This window comes from Pseudoalteromonas shioyasakiensis (assembly GCF_022398475.1).
In the GTDB taxonomy this organism is placed as follows: Bacteria; Pseudomonadota; Gammaproteobacteria; order Enterobacterales; family Alteromonadaceae; genus Pseudoalteromonas.
Genome location: NZ_JAKEVM010000024.1, coordinates 12,404 through 29,138 on the forward strand (window position 1 = coordinate 12,404; position 16,735 = coordinate 29,138).

At 41.9% G+C, this 16,735-nt stretch carries 12 protein-coding genes; all 12 read right to left on the reverse strand.

Annotation, left to right across the window (positions count from 1 at the left end; genetic code table 11):
* Positions 1-21 precede the first annotated feature (21 nt).
* From L1D51_RS06795 to tssE, 12 genes are read right to left on the reverse strand one after another with little or no spacing between them, the layout of a single operon-like run.
* Positions 22-1,011: a hypothetical protein gene (locus tag L1D51_RS06795; protein ID WP_054554053.1), complete on the reverse strand. Its 990-nt coding sequence runs from the start codon at positions 1,009-1,011 to the stop codon at positions 22-24.
* Between the two features lie 8 nt (positions 1,012-1,019).
* Complete coding sequence (locus tag L1D51_RS06800; protein ID WP_239963277.1) at positions 1,020-4,214, reverse strand: hypothetical protein; 3,195 nt, start codon at positions 4,212-4,214, stop codon at positions 1,020-1,022.
* On the reverse strand, positions 4,215-5,291 hold the full coding sequence (locus L1D51_RS06805; protein WP_239963278.1) for a DUF4150 domain-containing protein: 1,077 nt from the start codon (positions 5,289-5,291) through the stop codon (positions 4,215-4,217).
* A complete protein-coding gene (locus L1D51_RS06810; protein ID WP_239963279.1) occupies positions 5,279-6,187 on the reverse strand; it encodes a hypothetical protein in 909 nt (302 codons plus the stop codon). The genes L1D51_RS06805 and L1D51_RS06810 overlap by 13 nt, the downstream gene beginning before the upstream one ends.
* Positions 6,177-7,208: a DUF2169 family type VI secretion system accessory protein gene (locus L1D51_RS06815; protein WP_239963280.1), complete on the reverse strand. Its 1,032-nt coding sequence runs from the start codon at positions 7,206-7,208 to the stop codon at positions 6,177-6,179. The genes L1D51_RS06810 and L1D51_RS06815 overlap by 11 nt, the downstream gene beginning before the upstream one ends.
* Positions 7,198-8,430, reverse strand: coding sequence for a hypothetical protein (locus tag L1D51_RS06820; RefSeq protein WP_239963281.1), 1,233 nt, complete (start codon positions 8,428-8,430; stop codon positions 7,198-7,200). Before L1D51_RS06820 ends, L1D51_RS06815 begins: the two co-directional genes overlap by 11 nt.
* Positions 8,357-8,773 carry a hypothetical protein gene (locus L1D51_RS06825; RefSeq protein WP_239963282.1) on the reverse strand — a complete coding sequence of 139 codons (417 nt, stop codon included), beginning with the start codon at positions 8,771-8,773 and terminating at the stop codon, positions 8,357-8,359. Before L1D51_RS06825 ends, L1D51_RS06820 begins: the two co-directional genes overlap by 74 nt.
* Before the next feature lie 15 nt (positions 8,774-8,788).
* Positions 8,789-10,810 carry a type VI secretion system Vgr family protein gene (locus tag L1D51_RS06830; RefSeq protein WP_239963283.1) on the reverse strand — a complete coding sequence of 674 codons (2,022 nt, stop codon included), beginning with the start codon at positions 10,808-10,810 and terminating at the stop codon, positions 8,789-8,791.
* A 21-nt stretch (positions 10,811-10,831) separates the two neighbouring features.
* A complete protein-coding gene (tssH, locus tag L1D51_RS06835) occupies positions 10,832-13,570 on the reverse strand; it encodes a type VI secretion system ATPase TssH (RefSeq protein WP_239963284.1) in 2,739 nt (912 codons plus the stop codon).
* A gap of 27 nt (positions 13,571-13,597) precedes the next feature.
* Complete coding sequence (tssG, locus tag L1D51_RS06840) at positions 13,598-14,578, reverse strand: type VI secretion system baseplate subunit TssG (RefSeq protein ID WP_055197338.1); 981 nt, start codon at positions 14,576-14,578, stop codon at positions 13,598-13,600.
* Positions 14,575-16,293, reverse strand: coding sequence for a type VI secretion system baseplate subunit TssF (tssF, locus tag L1D51_RS06845; protein ID WP_239963285.1), 1,719 nt, complete (start codon positions 16,291-16,293; stop codon positions 14,575-14,577). Before tssF ends, tssG begins: the two co-directional genes overlap by 4 nt.
* A 22-nt stretch (positions 16,294-16,315) precedes the next feature.
* Positions 16,316-16,723, reverse strand: a complete 408-nt coding sequence (tssE, locus tag L1D51_RS06850; RefSeq protein ID WP_054554066.1) for a type VI secretion system baseplate subunit TssE — start codon at positions 16,721-16,723, stop codon at positions 16,316-16,318.
* Positions 16,724-16,735 lie beyond the last annotated feature (12 nt).

A 16,735-nucleotide genomic window follows, 5' to 3' on the forward strand; every position in this document is an offset into this window, starting at 1 on the left:
TACTATGCATCAAACTATCTTTTAAGGTATTCCTATAAATAATTGTAGTGCTAAGCGCTTTGCTTTGTATTTCCATGTCAGCTTTTCTATACGCTCAGGCTCACCTTTAAAATGCAACCAAGGTTTAGTGATTTCTTCGTTAGGTGTCGCTCTAAGCCAATTAAAATGCGCAGCCTCTTTATTGAATTTTCGCCAAATTTCGACTTGTTGAGCAAGCGAAAAATCACTCCAAAACTTATCGGGTCTCTTATTGTGCTTGTCAAATTCAGCAGTTAACTCATCAAGATGACGGCAACTTTCATACTCAGGCACATCAGGCAATGGTTGATTGCTATCCATAAACCGAACTACACGTTCCCAATATAAATAACAGTTCATCGGGTTATTTGAGTTATCAGGCACTTGAACTGCTATTTTAGTCTCAGGGTATTTATCCTCATCAATATGACTAATAAAAGGCACAAACCCCATTACACCTGGGCGCGTTGCCACAATATCAAGATGACATACAATATCGGCCCATTTAAAACAACAATTACCCAGTTCATCGCGCTCTTCACATCCAGGTATGTCATAAGTAAAGCCGACTAACTGTTTTTTTCTATCAAAGTAGATTTGTTTTTTGGGGATATAACTCTCTGTTATTGGCAATAAATTAAGAAAAAACAAGTTCCAAGAAAAGCTTAAGATTGGGATCCACCATTGAAAATTTTCACCTTCTTCATAAATAGGTAGCGATAGGATGCTGATAAAAGTAACAAAGCTCAGAACTCCACCAATAGCCATAGGACCAAAAAGCAAAGCTCGAGTAGGACTATTCCCACACATTTCTATTTTAAATCGCTCTGGATGTTTTTGAATTACTGTTTGCTTTCTTGCAGGTAAATCATATAAATAGCATAAGCCTTTGAACTTCTTCTTAAGACCATTTAATCTCTCAGGGTAAAAAAAACGATTAAATCTCGTTTTTTTAGGCATGATATCAACAGTTAAGTAGTCATTGTTTTGCATTACTTTCCTTATGCAATTGCTAAATCAGGTGAGACATTTTCAATTGGCTTTTCAAACGCATCAAAATCTACCGGTAACGTTAGACTTTCGTTGTAAATAAGTGTTGATGTTATTTCAACATCAAACACACTAATGTTCGGTGATTCAATTTCAAACTCATAGGTGGCCGCATTTAAGCTCAGGCTATTTTCATCAAATTCAGCTAAATACTCTTTAGTACCTTCAACCCAAGTTGCTTTTTTATACACATCCAACGTTATTGGGTGCCGCCAAGAGTATTTTACATCTAAAAGCAGTTCGGATTTACCAACAATAAATATTGGTAATTCAACTTGCACCGTATAATAATTGCGATTGTCAAAAAAAGTAGGCGTATTAACTGTCACCTTCGGTGAAAACAAGACACTTTGAATATATTTAAAATATTGATTTGGATCTGAAAAAGTATTGTAAATAGCTCCTTTTTCACCAGCAAACACACCTCGCTTATTTTTAGCGAACGGTCCAAACTTTGCCCAAACCTCTAGCTTGCTATCGGTTAACCACACAGCAAGTAAACTAAATACAATAGAGCCTATTAATAATGCCCACCCCCAAGGACCAAGACTTGCAAAGAAGATAGTATGAATACCTAAACCTATACTAAAGCCTGCTGCTGCAAGCATAGCAATACCAGCATCAGTATCACTTCTGCTAATTAGTTGATATGCATCAACTGCTTGAATCCCCCCCATTAAAACCCCCATTGCACCTGCAAATCCTCTCAGAATATTTAAACTTGAGATAGAGCCTAAAGTTTGAAATGAAAGCCTTGATTTAGTCAAAAATCTTTCATCTAGATTCTTTGCATATGCTTCCCATACACTCCCTATTGCCGCTAAATTTACACCTAATGATGCTACATTTTTTGATATTTCATAGGGAGTGCCTTTTTTAAATTCTTTTTCATAATCACTATAGGCAACATAACTGCTATAACCGGTCAAAAATAGTAGAGGGATCGACACAAAACGCCCGGCTGAAAGTGTTATGCGCTTAAGCATATTTGAGTCTAAGCCACGATAGTGAAATTCTTCACCTAAACTTCTTACAGGACTTTCAAATAAAACTTTGCCGGGAATATCGTTTTCAGGCAATGTGAGCACATAAGAGCGACCTCCTGACATCAGAGATGCAAGCGCTTTTTGCTCTAATACCATTTTTGCCATTTGGGACACTAAAGCAATTGTTTGTTTAAATAACCGTTGATTACTAGCATTAATACCATTTGCAAAAAGAGGCTGCTTTAAAGCTTTTGCGACGGTTATAATTTGGTTGGTATTGGTAGAAGTAACGTGTCCTTTTTCTTCAATGGCTTTAATAATATTTCTAAATGCGCTACGTTGCTTTTTAGTTTTTAAGTCATTTAATAGTGGATGGCTGACAATATCCATGTTCAACGCAAAACGCCCTTCAGGCACTGAATTTGCTGGATGTATTTGCAGGTTTTTAAACTCTTCTATGTTGCGTGACTTACTAAAGCCACCGATTAAATGATGGTACTTAACTCCCTTTTCTGTCAGCTCTTTAACAAAAGTAGAAAACACTCGTTCTTGTAAACCTAGCCACTCATTAAGCCCTTTTGAAACAACATCAAGCACGCTTTTGTTAGATAAATAAGCGGGTACAAACGGTAGCCCAAGTTCTTCTTTAATTTTGTCATGATCAAACTTTTTAGGATTAAACCCTTCAACCGTATTAGCTATTAAATCTTCATCATAATCTGTGTTAACTAAGTTATCGCCATAAGCGTCAGGATGCACACATAACTGCTTACTAAACCAATTATCTCTAGTTTGTGTTACCTCAAGCACAAGGGCTTTATTGTCTTCAAACTGCTTATCTAAACGGTCAATTAGTACTTGCATTTTAGCTTTATCGCATAGCGCAGGTAAATAAGCTGATAAAGTTGTTTTGGGTAAGATAAGTGTGATTAATTGCTCACAAATAAATTCTGCAGCCAGCCCATAACTTAATGCGCCAGCGCTGGTTAAGTCTTTAACCAAATCTTCCCACTCTGCTGGTGGGTCAATATTAATTTGTTGACTGATTTCATGTAACGTCAACTGTTGAGCTTGGCAATCTAAATAATATAAATCATAGAGCTTCTCTCGCGCATCTAAGTATCCTTCTACAGCATTGATTACTGTTGTTGTATCAGATCCTAATAAATACTTTTCTAATTCCTGCTCGGATACTTCGCCGGCGGCTTTCCTTGCGTTACGGCTTTGCGCATCTTCTCTATTAAAAGGTTTATGCATCGTTTTAGGCATACTAAGTGCCTGCTTTTGCCATAGTTTTTCATCAAAATACAGTTGATGAGCTAGCATTGCTGATTTATAAAATCCGTTTGATTCAAGTTCACTTTGATGACTTTTTAAAACTTGAAAATAATAATCCGCAGTTATTTTTTGCGCTTGAGCAATGCCTAAAATATCATGAACAAAGACATTTACCTTACCAGAATAAATATCCATATTCTTAATAGCATCCCAGCTTGGAGCACTACTTAGATCCAATGATTGCATTCTTTTAGTACGATAACGGTTCGCTGTTTGAGTATCATCGCACTTGCTCAGCAAAGGCTTTTTACTAAGGCGTGAGTCACTTTCATACATGCCACCTAATGCAGTGATATATTCCCAAGACCATTGCACTCGTGAAAAAGCAATTTGAATATCCGGAACCTGAATACTGTCCCCTGAACCAAATAGTCCTATAACTTTTCGTGGTAATAAAATATCTTGATTAAATACACTCGTATGCGGCCTGAAATCCTGACTATGATATAAGGATAAATCTACATCACTCAATTGTTTATCGGCGAGTGCCGCTATCTCTCTCCACAAGAAACCATTGATGTATATATAGTAATAACCATATGCTGCATTTTCTTCTGGTTGGGGCTTGAACTTATCCATCGGGATAAACTCAGGCGCCCCCGCTTTACTTTTATCTAACGTGTAATCTTTAAATACGAGTGGCGTTACTGTTAAAAATGTCGGCTTTTGATCTGCTGATAGGCCTTGTGAATTTAGCTTTTTAGCAGCTTTACCAAAAGGAATACATAACTCTGAGCCAGAAAAGCTCTGCAAAAACAGGTTCAAGCTACAATCTTTAGCTTCATCAACAATCCTAGGAGCGTATACATACTGTGTTGTCATTTAAACTCCCTCATCGAAAATTTGATTATTATTAAAAGCGCCTTGAGTAACGGTGAATTTACCTTGGCCTATTAAATTATTATTTGTGTCTGTTTCTACGATAAAAGCTGCCTCTACAGGGTCTTCACTTTGTGTATCTAAATCCCTAACTTGCACTCTTAGCCCCCTTGGTGCAGGGCCGCCAGACTGCATAAGAGGCATGGGTGGGGTATTTTTATTATTTGATATCATCGGGTCGCCTTGGCGAGCCGCAGGCTTGCCTTCAATCATTACGTTAAATGACCCCATAATAAATTCGGCTTTACCGTCGTTCGTTCCGCTAGCGATACCTTTTTTATCACCTGGAGAGTCACCCGAGCTTTGAGAAAAGTAACTTTTTACATTAGCAGCTCCTTGACCATTCACTTTGACTGAACTTGCAACAGAGGTAACATCGCTCGATTGGGCTTTATTGCCGTAGGGAATAGGCACAACGCTGGTGCCAATCGTGGTTAAACACACATCGATTGTTGTTAGCTTACCGCCGCTATCTTGATGCACAGCGGTGCGGCCATTAATAAGCACATTTTGCCCAGAGACTGTTGCGGTTTGCGGTGCCTCTGATTCTGTATCTTTAACTAATTGCTGCTCTGTACCTGCTTGCCAACCTAAATGATTCGACACTAAATCTAAAAAGGCACGAGGGTTATCGATTGGTTTGTTAACGTCCATATTAGTCTGCGGTTCGTTCCACGGCAGAATTGGCTGGTTTTTCTCGTTATCCCATTGTGGTGGCGGAATAATGTAATCTGGAATAAACCGATTAACCAGTTCACCAAGTGTATGCTCTCGGTACTTAGGTCTGGCTATTTCATCTAAAAAAGCAGATTCGCCTTCAGAGCGGTCCGAAAAAATGGCAATACCATTGGCTTTGCCGAGTGCACCGTTGCTTCGTGCACTATTGGTTAGACCTAGTAATGTCGGGTTATTATGGCGCCATGTAACACTGCCGCCGCTTCGTACGTCAGCAGTGAGTGCGTCTATGTCGTATTGTACGCTGCCTGATTCTTTGCCAGCCATGGCATTTATATATGACATTCGCTTTCACTCCTTGAAATCTTAAATAGCTGTTCATTTGGCTGATTGAACACCACAAAAACGTGTTCAGAGTCAGCTATCAGCGGGTTATGCAAATAGCTTCCAGCTAATGCAAATGCCGCAGATTGGTTTGCCACGCCTTGATAACCTATTACGGTATTTAGTTCGGCAAACTCTATTAGTTCGTCATCATTTTTATAGTGCTTTTGGGTATAACTAAACCACTGTTTTTGCCATTCATACGACTGCATGCCTGCAAAAATAAAGGGGTCACTAACCTGTATGTTTGCGCTTTTAAGCTGAGTAGACATTGACTCATCAAAAGTCGTGGCTTTTAAACAACCTTGTCTGTGTACCAACAATGCATAGCCACCTTCGCCATTAATTACGCCGCTAGGGCCATTTACAACTTGTACTGTGTGTTGTTTGGCTTGCTCAGACACGTATTCAAAACCATTACACGAATCAACGGCAACTACGAGGGTATCGAGGTCGGTCGCTTCGAGCTGCCAATCGCTTACCTGTTCAAAGGCAGGTGTTTGCTCAGGCATTGCGTCAGTCAATAATTCACTTAATGTGTCATCATCAATCAGCGGCTCGCCATTACTGGCGTGCGGTAATATAAACTGAACTTTATTGACCCTAAATGAACAACAAAGTTTTTTTAACTCTATATTTTCAATAATATGAGACAAAATTAGCAAGCAACGAGTTTGCCTATCAAACCCAGCAAGCTCAGTCAGTTCTACAAATACATAAGGGGCATCTAAACTAATATCGCAGCGGATCAGCGCTTTGCTTGGCTTTGAATACAACATTTGGTTTGCCACTGAAGTATAAAAGCTTTCGGTATAGCACCCAGCGGCATTAACATGATAAAGAGTATCAAACTGCATCTTTACCTCCTTGCTCAGCAACAATTATATTGCTGCTACTTGCCACGTTGTCGCTGTTGATATGCCCGCGCCATAACAGCGAAAAGCACTGTGCGTCCGAATCAATCACTAAGGTATCGCAGTGCATGTCGATATCATGCCTCGTTAACGTATTAACCACTTGTACTAGTGGTTTAAGCACAGGAAGCTCTACAGTTTGTTGCTGACCATATTCTTGTAATGGATATAATCCGCTTAACGAAAACGCCCAGCCTTTTGTAAACACTTGCTTTGTTTGTTGATCTGCCGGGGCTGTGTTGTAAAAGTTGCTAGCCAATGACGTTTTGAACGGGTACTTACCAGCCATAAGCGCTTGTTCGTCAATCTCTGGCATTAACTCTATACGCGGTGACCAATGACTCGGAATTGCCGAAAAGCCAGCAACGCTTACTTGATGGCTTGGTTTTCTTAATACCTCGTTGGCATACTCTATCGCAGGTAAAGGCTGCCCTACTGCGTGCTTGTTTTTCAGTTTAAAGCCAACACCTATAGGGTTTTCGAGGCTGTAATCGCTTTGATCATGATGTGCTTTGCCCCCAAACGCACGGCTATAGCAAACAGCTGTTGGCGTAATTGGGCTAGGATCTGTTGCGACAGGGCCAAGCAGTGAACGGCGCCATTTTCGTTCGCCAGTAAGGCGTAACCGCTTTTTAATTATTGGTGTGTCGTTTGCAGCTAAACCTAGCTCAACCTCAATAACACGCGCAGTTTTGCCCTTTGGCGGGTACGCAGTAAAGTTGCCATACACTTCGAAACCTTGCTTAAATGCCACTTGTTCATTCACTGCCACCAGCGGCTCGTTAGTCGGATCACCGCTATATTCGTCGGCCATGACGATTTCAACACACGGTTCCATTAAGCTGGTATTGCCTTTTTCATCAAACTCAAAGCTCTGTTTTACCAAAACAACATGAGATGCAGTACCATCTGCTTGCCAACCTTCAAACACGCTTGCTTGCCAAGAAGTAAAGTTATGCAGCATGCTTTGCTCCTGCTATTAACTTTTGCCACTGAACTGCTGTTTGCTGTGTATGATAAAGACCACAGGCCAGTGTTAATTCAAACTGAGGGGCAAATACTCGCTGTACAATCTCGCCTGCCAATTCTGCTAAGCCTTGCTCTGGCTGCGCTTTTGTAAAACTCACGCCTTTTAAAACACACTCTCCTTTGCTTAAAGCCAGTGCTTGCCTAACATGCTCTGCATCATGCAAGTTTATACCGGCTTGTACATGATGCTGATTTTGCGCACTTATCAGTGTTAAGGCTTCTGCTTTTGCAAGTGGTCTATCTGTTAACGTTAGCCAAGCCTGATAAGCTGCTTGCTGTGTTTGCGCAACGCCCATAAGCTCTATCACCAATACCAGCGCTGATTTATACACAAAGTGGCTTAATACGGTTTGGCAAAATTCTGGGTGCGCTTTACAAAATAAAGCGCACGGCTCATGCCAGCGACTATCCTCAACCAGCCCCGCTAATTGTAATAACTGCGCTTTTTGTGAAGGCTCGCTAGTACTCGAAAACACTTTAAATACTTTATCACTAAGGCTGTTATCGCCTTGGCAATAGCAATTGACTAAAGCGGCATACACCAAAGTAAAATCAGCATGAGCGAGGGCTTGTTGTAACTCGGCATCATTTAAAGGCTGCGAAAACAAAATAGTTTTAAGCTGCTGCGGTAATGACTCTTTACCCTCTAGCACTGTGGCTCTGAGTGCTTTTTGTTCTGGGATAGTCCAATACCTAAGTTGCTGCGATAACAAAGTATAAACAGGCAGAGCTTGCTGCTTTTTAAGCGCTAAAAAATAGTCTCTGTTGTCTTGCTCTGGTGCAGCCATTAAACGTGTTGCACAAAGGGCAAAAATGGCGTGCTGGTCGCTCGCTAACGCGATCTCACAAAAATCATCACAGCTAAGTTCAGCAAGGTCATTAAAGCTGTTCCCATTGAAGTAGTCGCACGGTGACTGCTGCTTAAGCGATGCCAGCACATAAAGGTGATTAAGCACTTGATGCTCTAACACTTTTTGTCTTGCAAGACTATACGCCCCTGACGCAAGGAGCTTTTCTCGGTGCGCCATTAAGGTGGTAACACGCTGTTGATGCTGTTTTAACTTAGAAACCGCTGCAAACATATTAATTAAGCCTAATCGGCCAACCTGCCAAGGTAAGGTCTTGTTGGCTATTTGCAGTAATATCTTCGCCTTCAAGCACGATAGTGCCATCGGCAAATACTTCGATGCTGCCCTTTGCGGTTTGCAAGCTAACGCTTTGCTCTGCGGCAATAATAATATGCCCTGCTTCGTTGCTAATGTGAGCTGCCGGAGATTGTTCAGGGGCAGCTAAAAGTGCCGTTACAATCACACCTTGCTCACTGTGTAGCACCACAACTTGGCTACCTATTTTGCAACACGATACGTGGGCAGCTTGTAAAACAACATCGTAACGAATGTGATTAATAACCACACTCAAGGCTTTACCCTGAGGTGACACTTCACTGACCTCTGCGAGGCTTTGTTGCTGATCAAATAACTGAGTTACTGTGGCTGTCATTTTCAGTCCTTGAAATTAGTTATTACTTATTGCATTGCCTTTAATAGCAATGTTTCTAGCCGATAGAGTGATATTGGTGGCATCGATAGTTAAATTACCCGCGGCATCAATCTCTACACTTGCACCACCTTGGCTGAGCTGGATCGAACCTCGACCTTCGCCTTTGATGGTGATATTTGCCCCGCTTGAGAGGTTCAAATCACCATTTGGCGCTTGAAATTCAAGGTTGCCATCGACCGAGTAGACACTAAAATCTTGCTCACTTTGCAAGTTAAGCTCTTGCGCTGCTTTCAGTTCGCTACTGCCATCAGTCGCTTCGATACGGGTATCGGCATCAGACTTTAATGTTAAATCAGCCGCAGCCGTTACCTTAATATCACCCTCGCGTGTTTGAACTTGTAGGGTGTTCTCTACACGATTAGTAAAATCGTTGGCAGCGGTAAAAATGGCGTCATTTTCAGCAACAAACTGAAGGTTCTCTTTAGCTGAAATTTTGACGTCACCTTCCACTGACTTGAGTGTTGCTTGATGGGCATTCTCGGTGGCATCTAACAACAATTGGTTTTTATTTTCTTTATTTGCAAGGCTAATTTTTTCTTCACCGCTTTTGTCATCCATGATCAAGCTATGCCCTGCTCGGGTGACAAGCTTATTCTCTGTCGGATTTTGGCTGGTAACCGGATTCGGGCTGCTCTGATTATAAAGCGCGCCTAAAATAATCGGTCTATCTAGATCGCCATTTTCACCTGTTACTAACACTTCGGTGCCTGTCGTTAATGGAAAATGCATACCATGGCCACTGCCGCCATACTGCTGTAGTAAGCGCGTTGGGCGGCTTTCTTGGCCTTCACCGTCTTGGTTAAATGGTAAGCGCACTAAGTAATTGCCATCGTCGTCAACCTCTTGCTCAATGGTGGCATTAAATGTTGCAAATACACGACGAGCAGGAGACAGCTCTGCTCTAAACTCAACGGATGCAGGCAATAAATAGGCTTGGTTTTTATAGGTTAACCCTTTAACTTGCGAGCCATACTCTACTGCCGCAGATTGGCTGCCTTTGTGATCAACACGCGTAATTAAATACAGCCCTTTATGATCAGGGTGGTCATACACTGTCAACAACATACCAGGCCTTAAGGCACGGCAATCAGTATCAATAATGAATTGTTCACGCTGACAATCAAAGGCTTGTTGACGTACTTTAGCCAGCGAATTACCTATATTGGCATTAGGAAAGTTATCTGCATAATGACTATCATCACCAAACCCTGGGTAACTGGTATTATTTGCGGTCGACACATTTAAGTTACCTTGGGCTTTGTAGTTGTAATCATTAAGCGACACACTTTGTGGATGCAGCTGTGCTTTACGGCTTATTGCAAAAATGGTTTCGCTATTTCGAACTTGCCCTGATGGCGGCACATAGCTCAGGCTTACATCATCACATAAGGACGAAAAGTCTTTACTGCTATTACATACTTTGAAGGTGCAATCACCCCCTGTTTGCTCTACAAAACCATACACAAAGCCATACTTACGCATCAAACGTGTAACAAACTCATAGTCTGTTTCGTTGTATTGAACCGTCATTTCAAGGGTTGGGCCAGACGCTTGAATACTAAACTTTTGCATTGGAAAACCAGCTTTAGTAAATACGCTTTTTACTATGGCAGCTGGATCCATCATGGTGAAAACACGGTTAGAGTGTTGATGCTTCAACAAGGTTAAATAAGAACTCATGGTCAGCGTATAGTGATAACCCTGATGGCTTTGCCCATGAGCAGTAAAAGCACTGATGATCCCAGAAATCGTGCGGTCGCTCATTGACCACACTAAATTGAGCTTGGCATCTTTACCTAACAGCATCTCGGCACTGAGGTGCTCTTGACTTAACACTTGAATAGAAAAAGCAAAGTCTTCACATAGGCTGTCATTGCTTGATTCAAAATCGGTCACCGAAACCATGCCATCCGGTAACCCTTGCACGCTAACACTAAAATGACTGGTGTTGGCTTTTAGTTCATTAAGGCTATCCATGAATCCCATTGTTCAAATCCTTTATGCTTGGTCCGCAAAGGTTGCAGTAATTTCATCATTCTCATCAACAGCTAGAGTGAGAATATCTGGCATGTCATCCTCTGCCATAAACTCTAAAATTGATTTCGCAATGCCTGGCAATATTTGCTGCTCTATCACCGCATTTACCATGCGCGCACCACTGTCTGATAACTGGCACTGTTCGGTCAGTTTGTTAAGTACGGTTTCATCAACACGTAGCTGCATTTTGTGATTATTCGCTAACCGCTTGGCAATACCGTCTAGTTTCAAACTGACAATAGATTGCAGTGCCTCTTTATCGAGCGCTAAATAAGGAATAACTTGCATACGCGCTAACAGTGCCGGGGCAAAAAATTGCAGTAACTGCGGCTTAATTAGCTCTGTTAGTGCTGTAATTGAAGGAACTTGCCATGGGCTGCCGTCTTCATTCAAAGGGGCTTGTTCATTATTCAATGCTGCGATGATTTGGTCTTGATTTTCAATGTCGGCATGTTCATCGTCAGTCGGTTCAGTTAAATCAATGACATTAGGTGGCGTGCAAGCATCAATAAGCTCAGCAGATCCTAAGTTTGAGGTCATGATGATCACGGTATTTTTAAAATCAATTTCGCGACCTTCGCCATCGCGCATACTGCCGCGCTCAAAAACTTGGTAGAACATGTTTAGTACGTCTTTATGCGCTTTTTCTACTTCATCGAGTAAAATCACCGAGTACGGACGCTGCCTTACAGCCTCTGTTAATACCCCACCTTCGCCGTAGCCAACGTATCCCGGTGGCGATCCCTTAAGCTGCGATACTGTATGCGCTTCTTGATACTCGCTCATGTTTATGGTGGTTAAAAACTTTTCACCACCAAATAGCTGCTTAGCTAAACATCGTGCTGTTTCGGTTTTACCCACCCCAGAAGGGCCAGCTAATAAAAACACGCCAAGCGGCCCATACTCATTGCTTATACCTGCCTTACTTACGCGTAACGTTTGGGCAATTTTCGCAATGCCTGACTGCTGACCGATCACTTCTTGGCTTATGGCTTTTTCAAGGGTAATCAAATTGCTTATTTGGTCTTTCACCATCGCGCCAACAGGTACGCCTGTCCACTGCGAAATAATTTGCGCGACGGCATCGGCATCAACTTCACTGTAAAGGCCATTATCTTGAGTGTTCTGCTCTTTTAGCGTTTGTCGCAAGTTAAGTAACACAGAGCTATCTAATTCATTTTGCGAATTAGCTTGCTTAAACTCATTGATTTGACCTAATGTCGAAATTTGTGACTCACGCGCACTCGTCAATGTTGCTAAATTGCTCTGCGCTGCATTTAGTTCTTGTTGTAAGTGCAGCAATTTGTCCATATCAACCGCCAAGCCTTGCTCGCTTTCTGCTGCAATGCTTTGGATACGTGTTTCAAGGTAATTAATGTGCTCACGCTCAGCTTCAATGGCTGCAGGATCGGTCGCAAACGACATTCGAACTCTTGCCGCAGCGGTATCTAGCACATCAATGGCTTTATCTGGTAGTTGACGACCCGTGATATAACGTGACGACAAGACCACTGCAGCTTCTATAGCATCATCAGTTATTTGAATGTTGTGATGTTGTTGATACTTATCTTTCAAACCCGCTAACATTAGCTGAGCTGCTTGCTCAGTTGGCTCATCTACTTTAATAAGTTGAAAACGGCGTTCAAGTGCAGCATCTCGCTCAAAGTATTTTTTGTATTCACTCCACGTGGTTGCAGCGACTGTGCGTAACTCACCTCGGGCAAGCGCAGGCTTTAGCAAGTTAGCCGCATCACTCATACCAGCATCGCCACCAGCACCAATTAATGTGTGGGCTTCATCAATAAACATGATGATAGGGGTGGTTGAGTTTTTTACTTCATCGATCACTGTTTTTAAACGGCGTTCAAATTCACCTTTGACCCCTGCACCGGCTTGCAATAGGCCCATATCTAACACCAGTAATCGTACACCTTTAAGATCATCAGGAACCTGACCATCAACAATACGCTGAGCAAATCCTTCTACTACCGCAGTTTTACCGACCCCTGGCTCACCAACTAAAATTGGATTGTTTTTACGACGACGGCAAAGCACATCAACCATCATGCGAATTTCGTCATTGCGCCCAAGCACTGGATCAATTTTGCCTTGTTTCGCTTTCTCGGTAAGGTCTTCACAATACTCATCAAGGGCACCACCTTGACTACTTTGCTGATCAGCAGCAGTATGCTGAGCACTTTGTTTTGCCTGTGGATTTAATCGCTCACTTGAGTTTTGGCAAAGCTTATCGAGGTTTTCAGCCATAAAACGGGCGTCAATTTTTTCAAGTAACGCAGGCAATTGCAGTACAGGGCTGTATGGCAATAACTCAGTTAAGGCATCAATCAACGCAGCGCCGGTGATCCAGTCACTTTTGTGCTGTACATTTGCACTTAACCAAGCTCGCTCAAGCCACTCATAAAGTCGACGAGAAAAAACAGGCTTACTCTGGTTACCCGCAGGTTGGCGGTTTAAAAAGTCGAGCAGCTCATGCCACACTGCGTCTTGATTAATATTAAAAAAGTGAAAAATATGCTCTAAATCGCCGTTACTACCTTCTTCCATCAACTTAATTAATAAATGTTCAGGTAACACTTCATAGTGACTACGACTGCTTGCAAACCCTGCCGCTGACTCAAGTGCTGTTGCAGTATGGCCATTTAGTTTGTCGATAAGCTGCTTTATGCCTTTTGCATCCATGTTGTTTTCCTTAAATCCTGATTACTTTTAATGTTGATATTGTTGATGTGTGTAACTGTGCACGCTGATATTTGCTTCAGCGCAGCCTAAATAAGAGTTGTGACCGAGTAGCAAATCGTTTTGCCCTAAGGCTTGCTCTGTTACTGCTTGATTAGCCACCTTAATTTGACAAATCCATTGCACATTACTAGGTAAATGAGTGCTTAACATGGCAGCCATTTTTTTGCCTTGTGAGTGCTGAGGATTAAGCGCTATCGCGGTGTCAGAATCCACAGGACCAATCACTATGGTCAGTACGCTACCACTGACTAATACGCGCTCACCAAGAACCGCTGACTCGCCTAACACCATCTGTTGATCTTGACCAAATGAACTTGGCGAGTCGATTTGCTGCCAATTTGCTCGGGTGTCATCCACAGTCAGTTGCTCAACCTCGAGTGAGTGGCGAAGTAATTGCGCTAAACCCGCAGCGCTGGTTTGTTTTAAACTGGCGATACCACACTGAACTTTTTGCTCAGTTTTGGTTGATAAGATGGCTTCGATTAAATGATCGAATTGCTCTGCACCACGGCCTTCAACATTGATGTGCGACTTTTTCCATGCTTGAAACAATTGGCAATAAAGCACATGATTAAACATGTCTAAAAACTGCCTGACTCGGCCCCCACTTTCTTGATCACTTGCCGCCTGTTCGAGTAAATAATGTGGCATAGGTGCATCTACACCATACAAGCCTAAAAATGATGTCGATAAGCTTAATCGGCCACGACCATGGTTATCTAATTCACAGCTACGTACATCAGTGGCAGGAAAGCCAAGTTCTTTATAAGGCTTAAAGATAACTCGCTCGCTAATCCCTTTTTCAAGTTCTGAAGGTGTTGCCCAATGTTTTTCAATTAGGCTCATCGCCTTAAACAAATTAAACTGCCAAGGAGCTGCAATCAGCTTTTCTATTGGTTCAGGTAACTTTGCCCAAACAGGGTGATTTATTGACTCGTGCATATTCATAACTGATAACTCTTACCCGGTTCAATTTCCCAGCAGTGGGTTTTATAACTTGGAATCGCATTGACTCGGGTCTGCACGCTCTCGTTAATTGGCGCATACATTAAAAAGAATTGATGCAGCATATTGCAAAAGTGGTATAAGTCGGCATCACAAACAAATTTGCTTTCATCAATATCAATCAGTACATCAACACCTTTAATAAAAATGCCACGCTTAATTTGACTAATCGGTGTTGCGGTAATTTTTTGAATGCTATCAATACGTAATCGGTTTTCAGCTTTTTGTGACCAATCAAATAATACCAGTAAGCGTTTTAATTCGGTGACTTGTGTAATCTGTGAAAACTTCACATTTAATAGGCTTATCAACTGCCAATGCTTTGGTTGTTCAGGGCATGGCAAATAGTTAGTCGGGCGAATTACATTTTCTACATTGGCAATGCTTGGCATATCTGGGCCGCCTATGTTTAAATCGCCCTCTTGGAGTAACTGCCTTGGCCAACCAGCATTAAAAACGGTTAAATCAACCGATAAGGTTTCTTTTTCTTCTTCAAGGTTAAATGGCAGCTGTAAATAATGGCACGGCGCAGCCCCGCCCACATCTTTCGTTAAAACGGTAAACAGTTTCTTTTCGTCTTCAAACACGCTTTGATACCTGGGGGTGTAATCATACGATTTGCCACTTAACGAGTTGCGTCCTTTAACCTCATTAACGGTGTAACTGAAAATATGATCTGTTCTGTTTTGATCAGCGGTGATCATGTAATCAGTGCGGTTTGACTCTATGCGTATTGGCTCTGCAGGTTGTGCAAACAAATTAATAGCTGGCACGCAATTGAGTAAAATATTATCGCGGCTTAATTGATGACCCGGCGGTAATTTACTACTGCCTCTAAACACCAGCTCAAATCGATCAATATGCTCAGGTAAGGTCAGATCTTTTAAACCATCAAAGCGCATAAAGTAAAAACGGTCTTTTGCGTTAAAGTAGTCTAACAGCAGCGCATAGCCCGGATGGCTTTGTTCTGCATGCGGTAATAAAGCGCCATCTATATCTAAATAAGTAGCACTACAACCTTTTACTTTTAACTTTTTATTATGTTCAAAATGCGAGGGGCCAAAATCAAGCTCTGTAAACTGCTCTGCTGTTTTTAAAAGCTTAAACAAAGAACTACATAAAGGCGTATCACCACGTAAGTAAAACTGTAAATTTGCAAGGTCGTAATTTTTGCGCTCACCTTGGCAAACAAAGCGTAGGCCAATACGTAGCTCAGATCCTAAATGCGACTCTTGATAACGCACATGCTCAACATCAAGAGGACTAACTTGTAGGTCGTGCGTTGTTGTAAAGGTGATTTGTTTTTTATCAACCACTGACTTATCAGCGCTTAGCGTCAGCCCTTTTTCAATAAGATGTGATTTTTGCATTGCCAACTTAGGGCTAAACTTTACAACCGTGCTTGATGGGTAATAACTCAATAATATAGGGCATAGCTGACGCAGCACTTGCTCTGATACCTCAGGAACAGACTCATCTAAACGCTTTTGCGTATGCGCAGTTAAATAGGCAACACCTTCGAGTAGTCGTTCAATATGGGGGTCACGATCTTTTAGCGCATCGATATTTAACATGCCTGCGTGCTCAGGGTAATGCTGAGCAAACTGTTTACCGGCTTGGGTTAATAAGCGCATTTGTGCATCAAAATACTGTTGCATTGAACTATCCTTTTACGCTGAATTAATCAAACTGCTTGGCATGCTCTGCCACATCGGCTTTACCACCCGACTCAAATCGGGTGTTAAGTTTGATACATTGTCCTGAGGTTAAAAATGCTTGTATATCAAGCCTAATCACGCAATTTTCTTCACGAATTTCCATTGGAATGACATTGGCATAGCGAACTCGTGGCTCGTATTTTTCTATCAATTTTTTAACTTCAAACGCCAAGGTGTGCTGTGAATACGGAAGGCCCTCGTAGATATCTTCGACATCAGGCAACCCATAATCGGCCAAATGTTTTAACACGCCACGACGCGCATTAAGTAATTCATTTAGATGTTTGCAGACACTGTTTTGCTCATCAGTTTGAAAACCTTGATGACCATTTCGTGTGACAGGTTGAGTTAAAAAATCGAATAACGCCATAAACTTACCTCT

Coding starts and splice junctions, on each gene's coding strand:
- L1D51_RS06800 (WP_239963277.1), bottom strand. CDS start 4,214: ATGACAACACAGTATGTATACGCTCCTAGGATTGTTGATGAAGCTAAA.
- tssE (WP_054554066.1), bottom strand. CDS start 16,723: ATGGCGTTATTCGATTTTTTAACTCAACCTGTCACACGAAATGGTCAT.
- L1D51_RS06830 (WP_239963283.1), bottom strand. CDS start 10,810: ATGGATAGCCTTAATGAACTAAAAGCCAACACCAGTCATTTTAGTGTT.
- L1D51_RS06810 (WP_239963279.1), bottom strand. CDS start 6,187: ATGCAGTTTGATACTCTTTATCATGTTAATGCCGCTGGGTGCTATACC.
- L1D51_RS06805 (WP_239963278.1), bottom strand. CDS start 5,291: ATGTCATATATAAATGCCATGGCTGGCAAAGAATCAGGCAGCGTACAA.
- L1D51_RS06825 (WP_239963282.1), bottom strand. CDS start 8,773: ATGACAGCCACAGTAACTCAGTTATTTGATCAGCAACAAAGCCTCGCA.
- L1D51_RS06815 (WP_239963280.1), bottom strand. CDS start 7,208: ATGCTGCATAACTTTACTTCTTGGCAAGCAAGCGTGTTTGAAGGTTGG.
- tssG (WP_055197338.1), bottom strand. CDS start 14,578: ATGAATATGCACGAGTCAATAAATCACCCTGTTTGGGCAAAGTTACCT.
- tssF (WP_239963285.1), bottom strand. CDS start 16,293: ATGCAACAGTATTTTGATGCACAAATGCGCTTATTAACCCAAGCCGGT.
- tssH (WP_239963284.1), bottom strand. CDS start 13,570: ATGGATGCAAAAGGCATAAAGCAGCTTATCGACAAACTAAATGGCCAT.
- L1D51_RS06795 (WP_054554053.1), bottom strand. CDS start 1,011: ATGCAAAACAATGACTACTTAACTGTTGATATCATGCCTAAAAAAACG.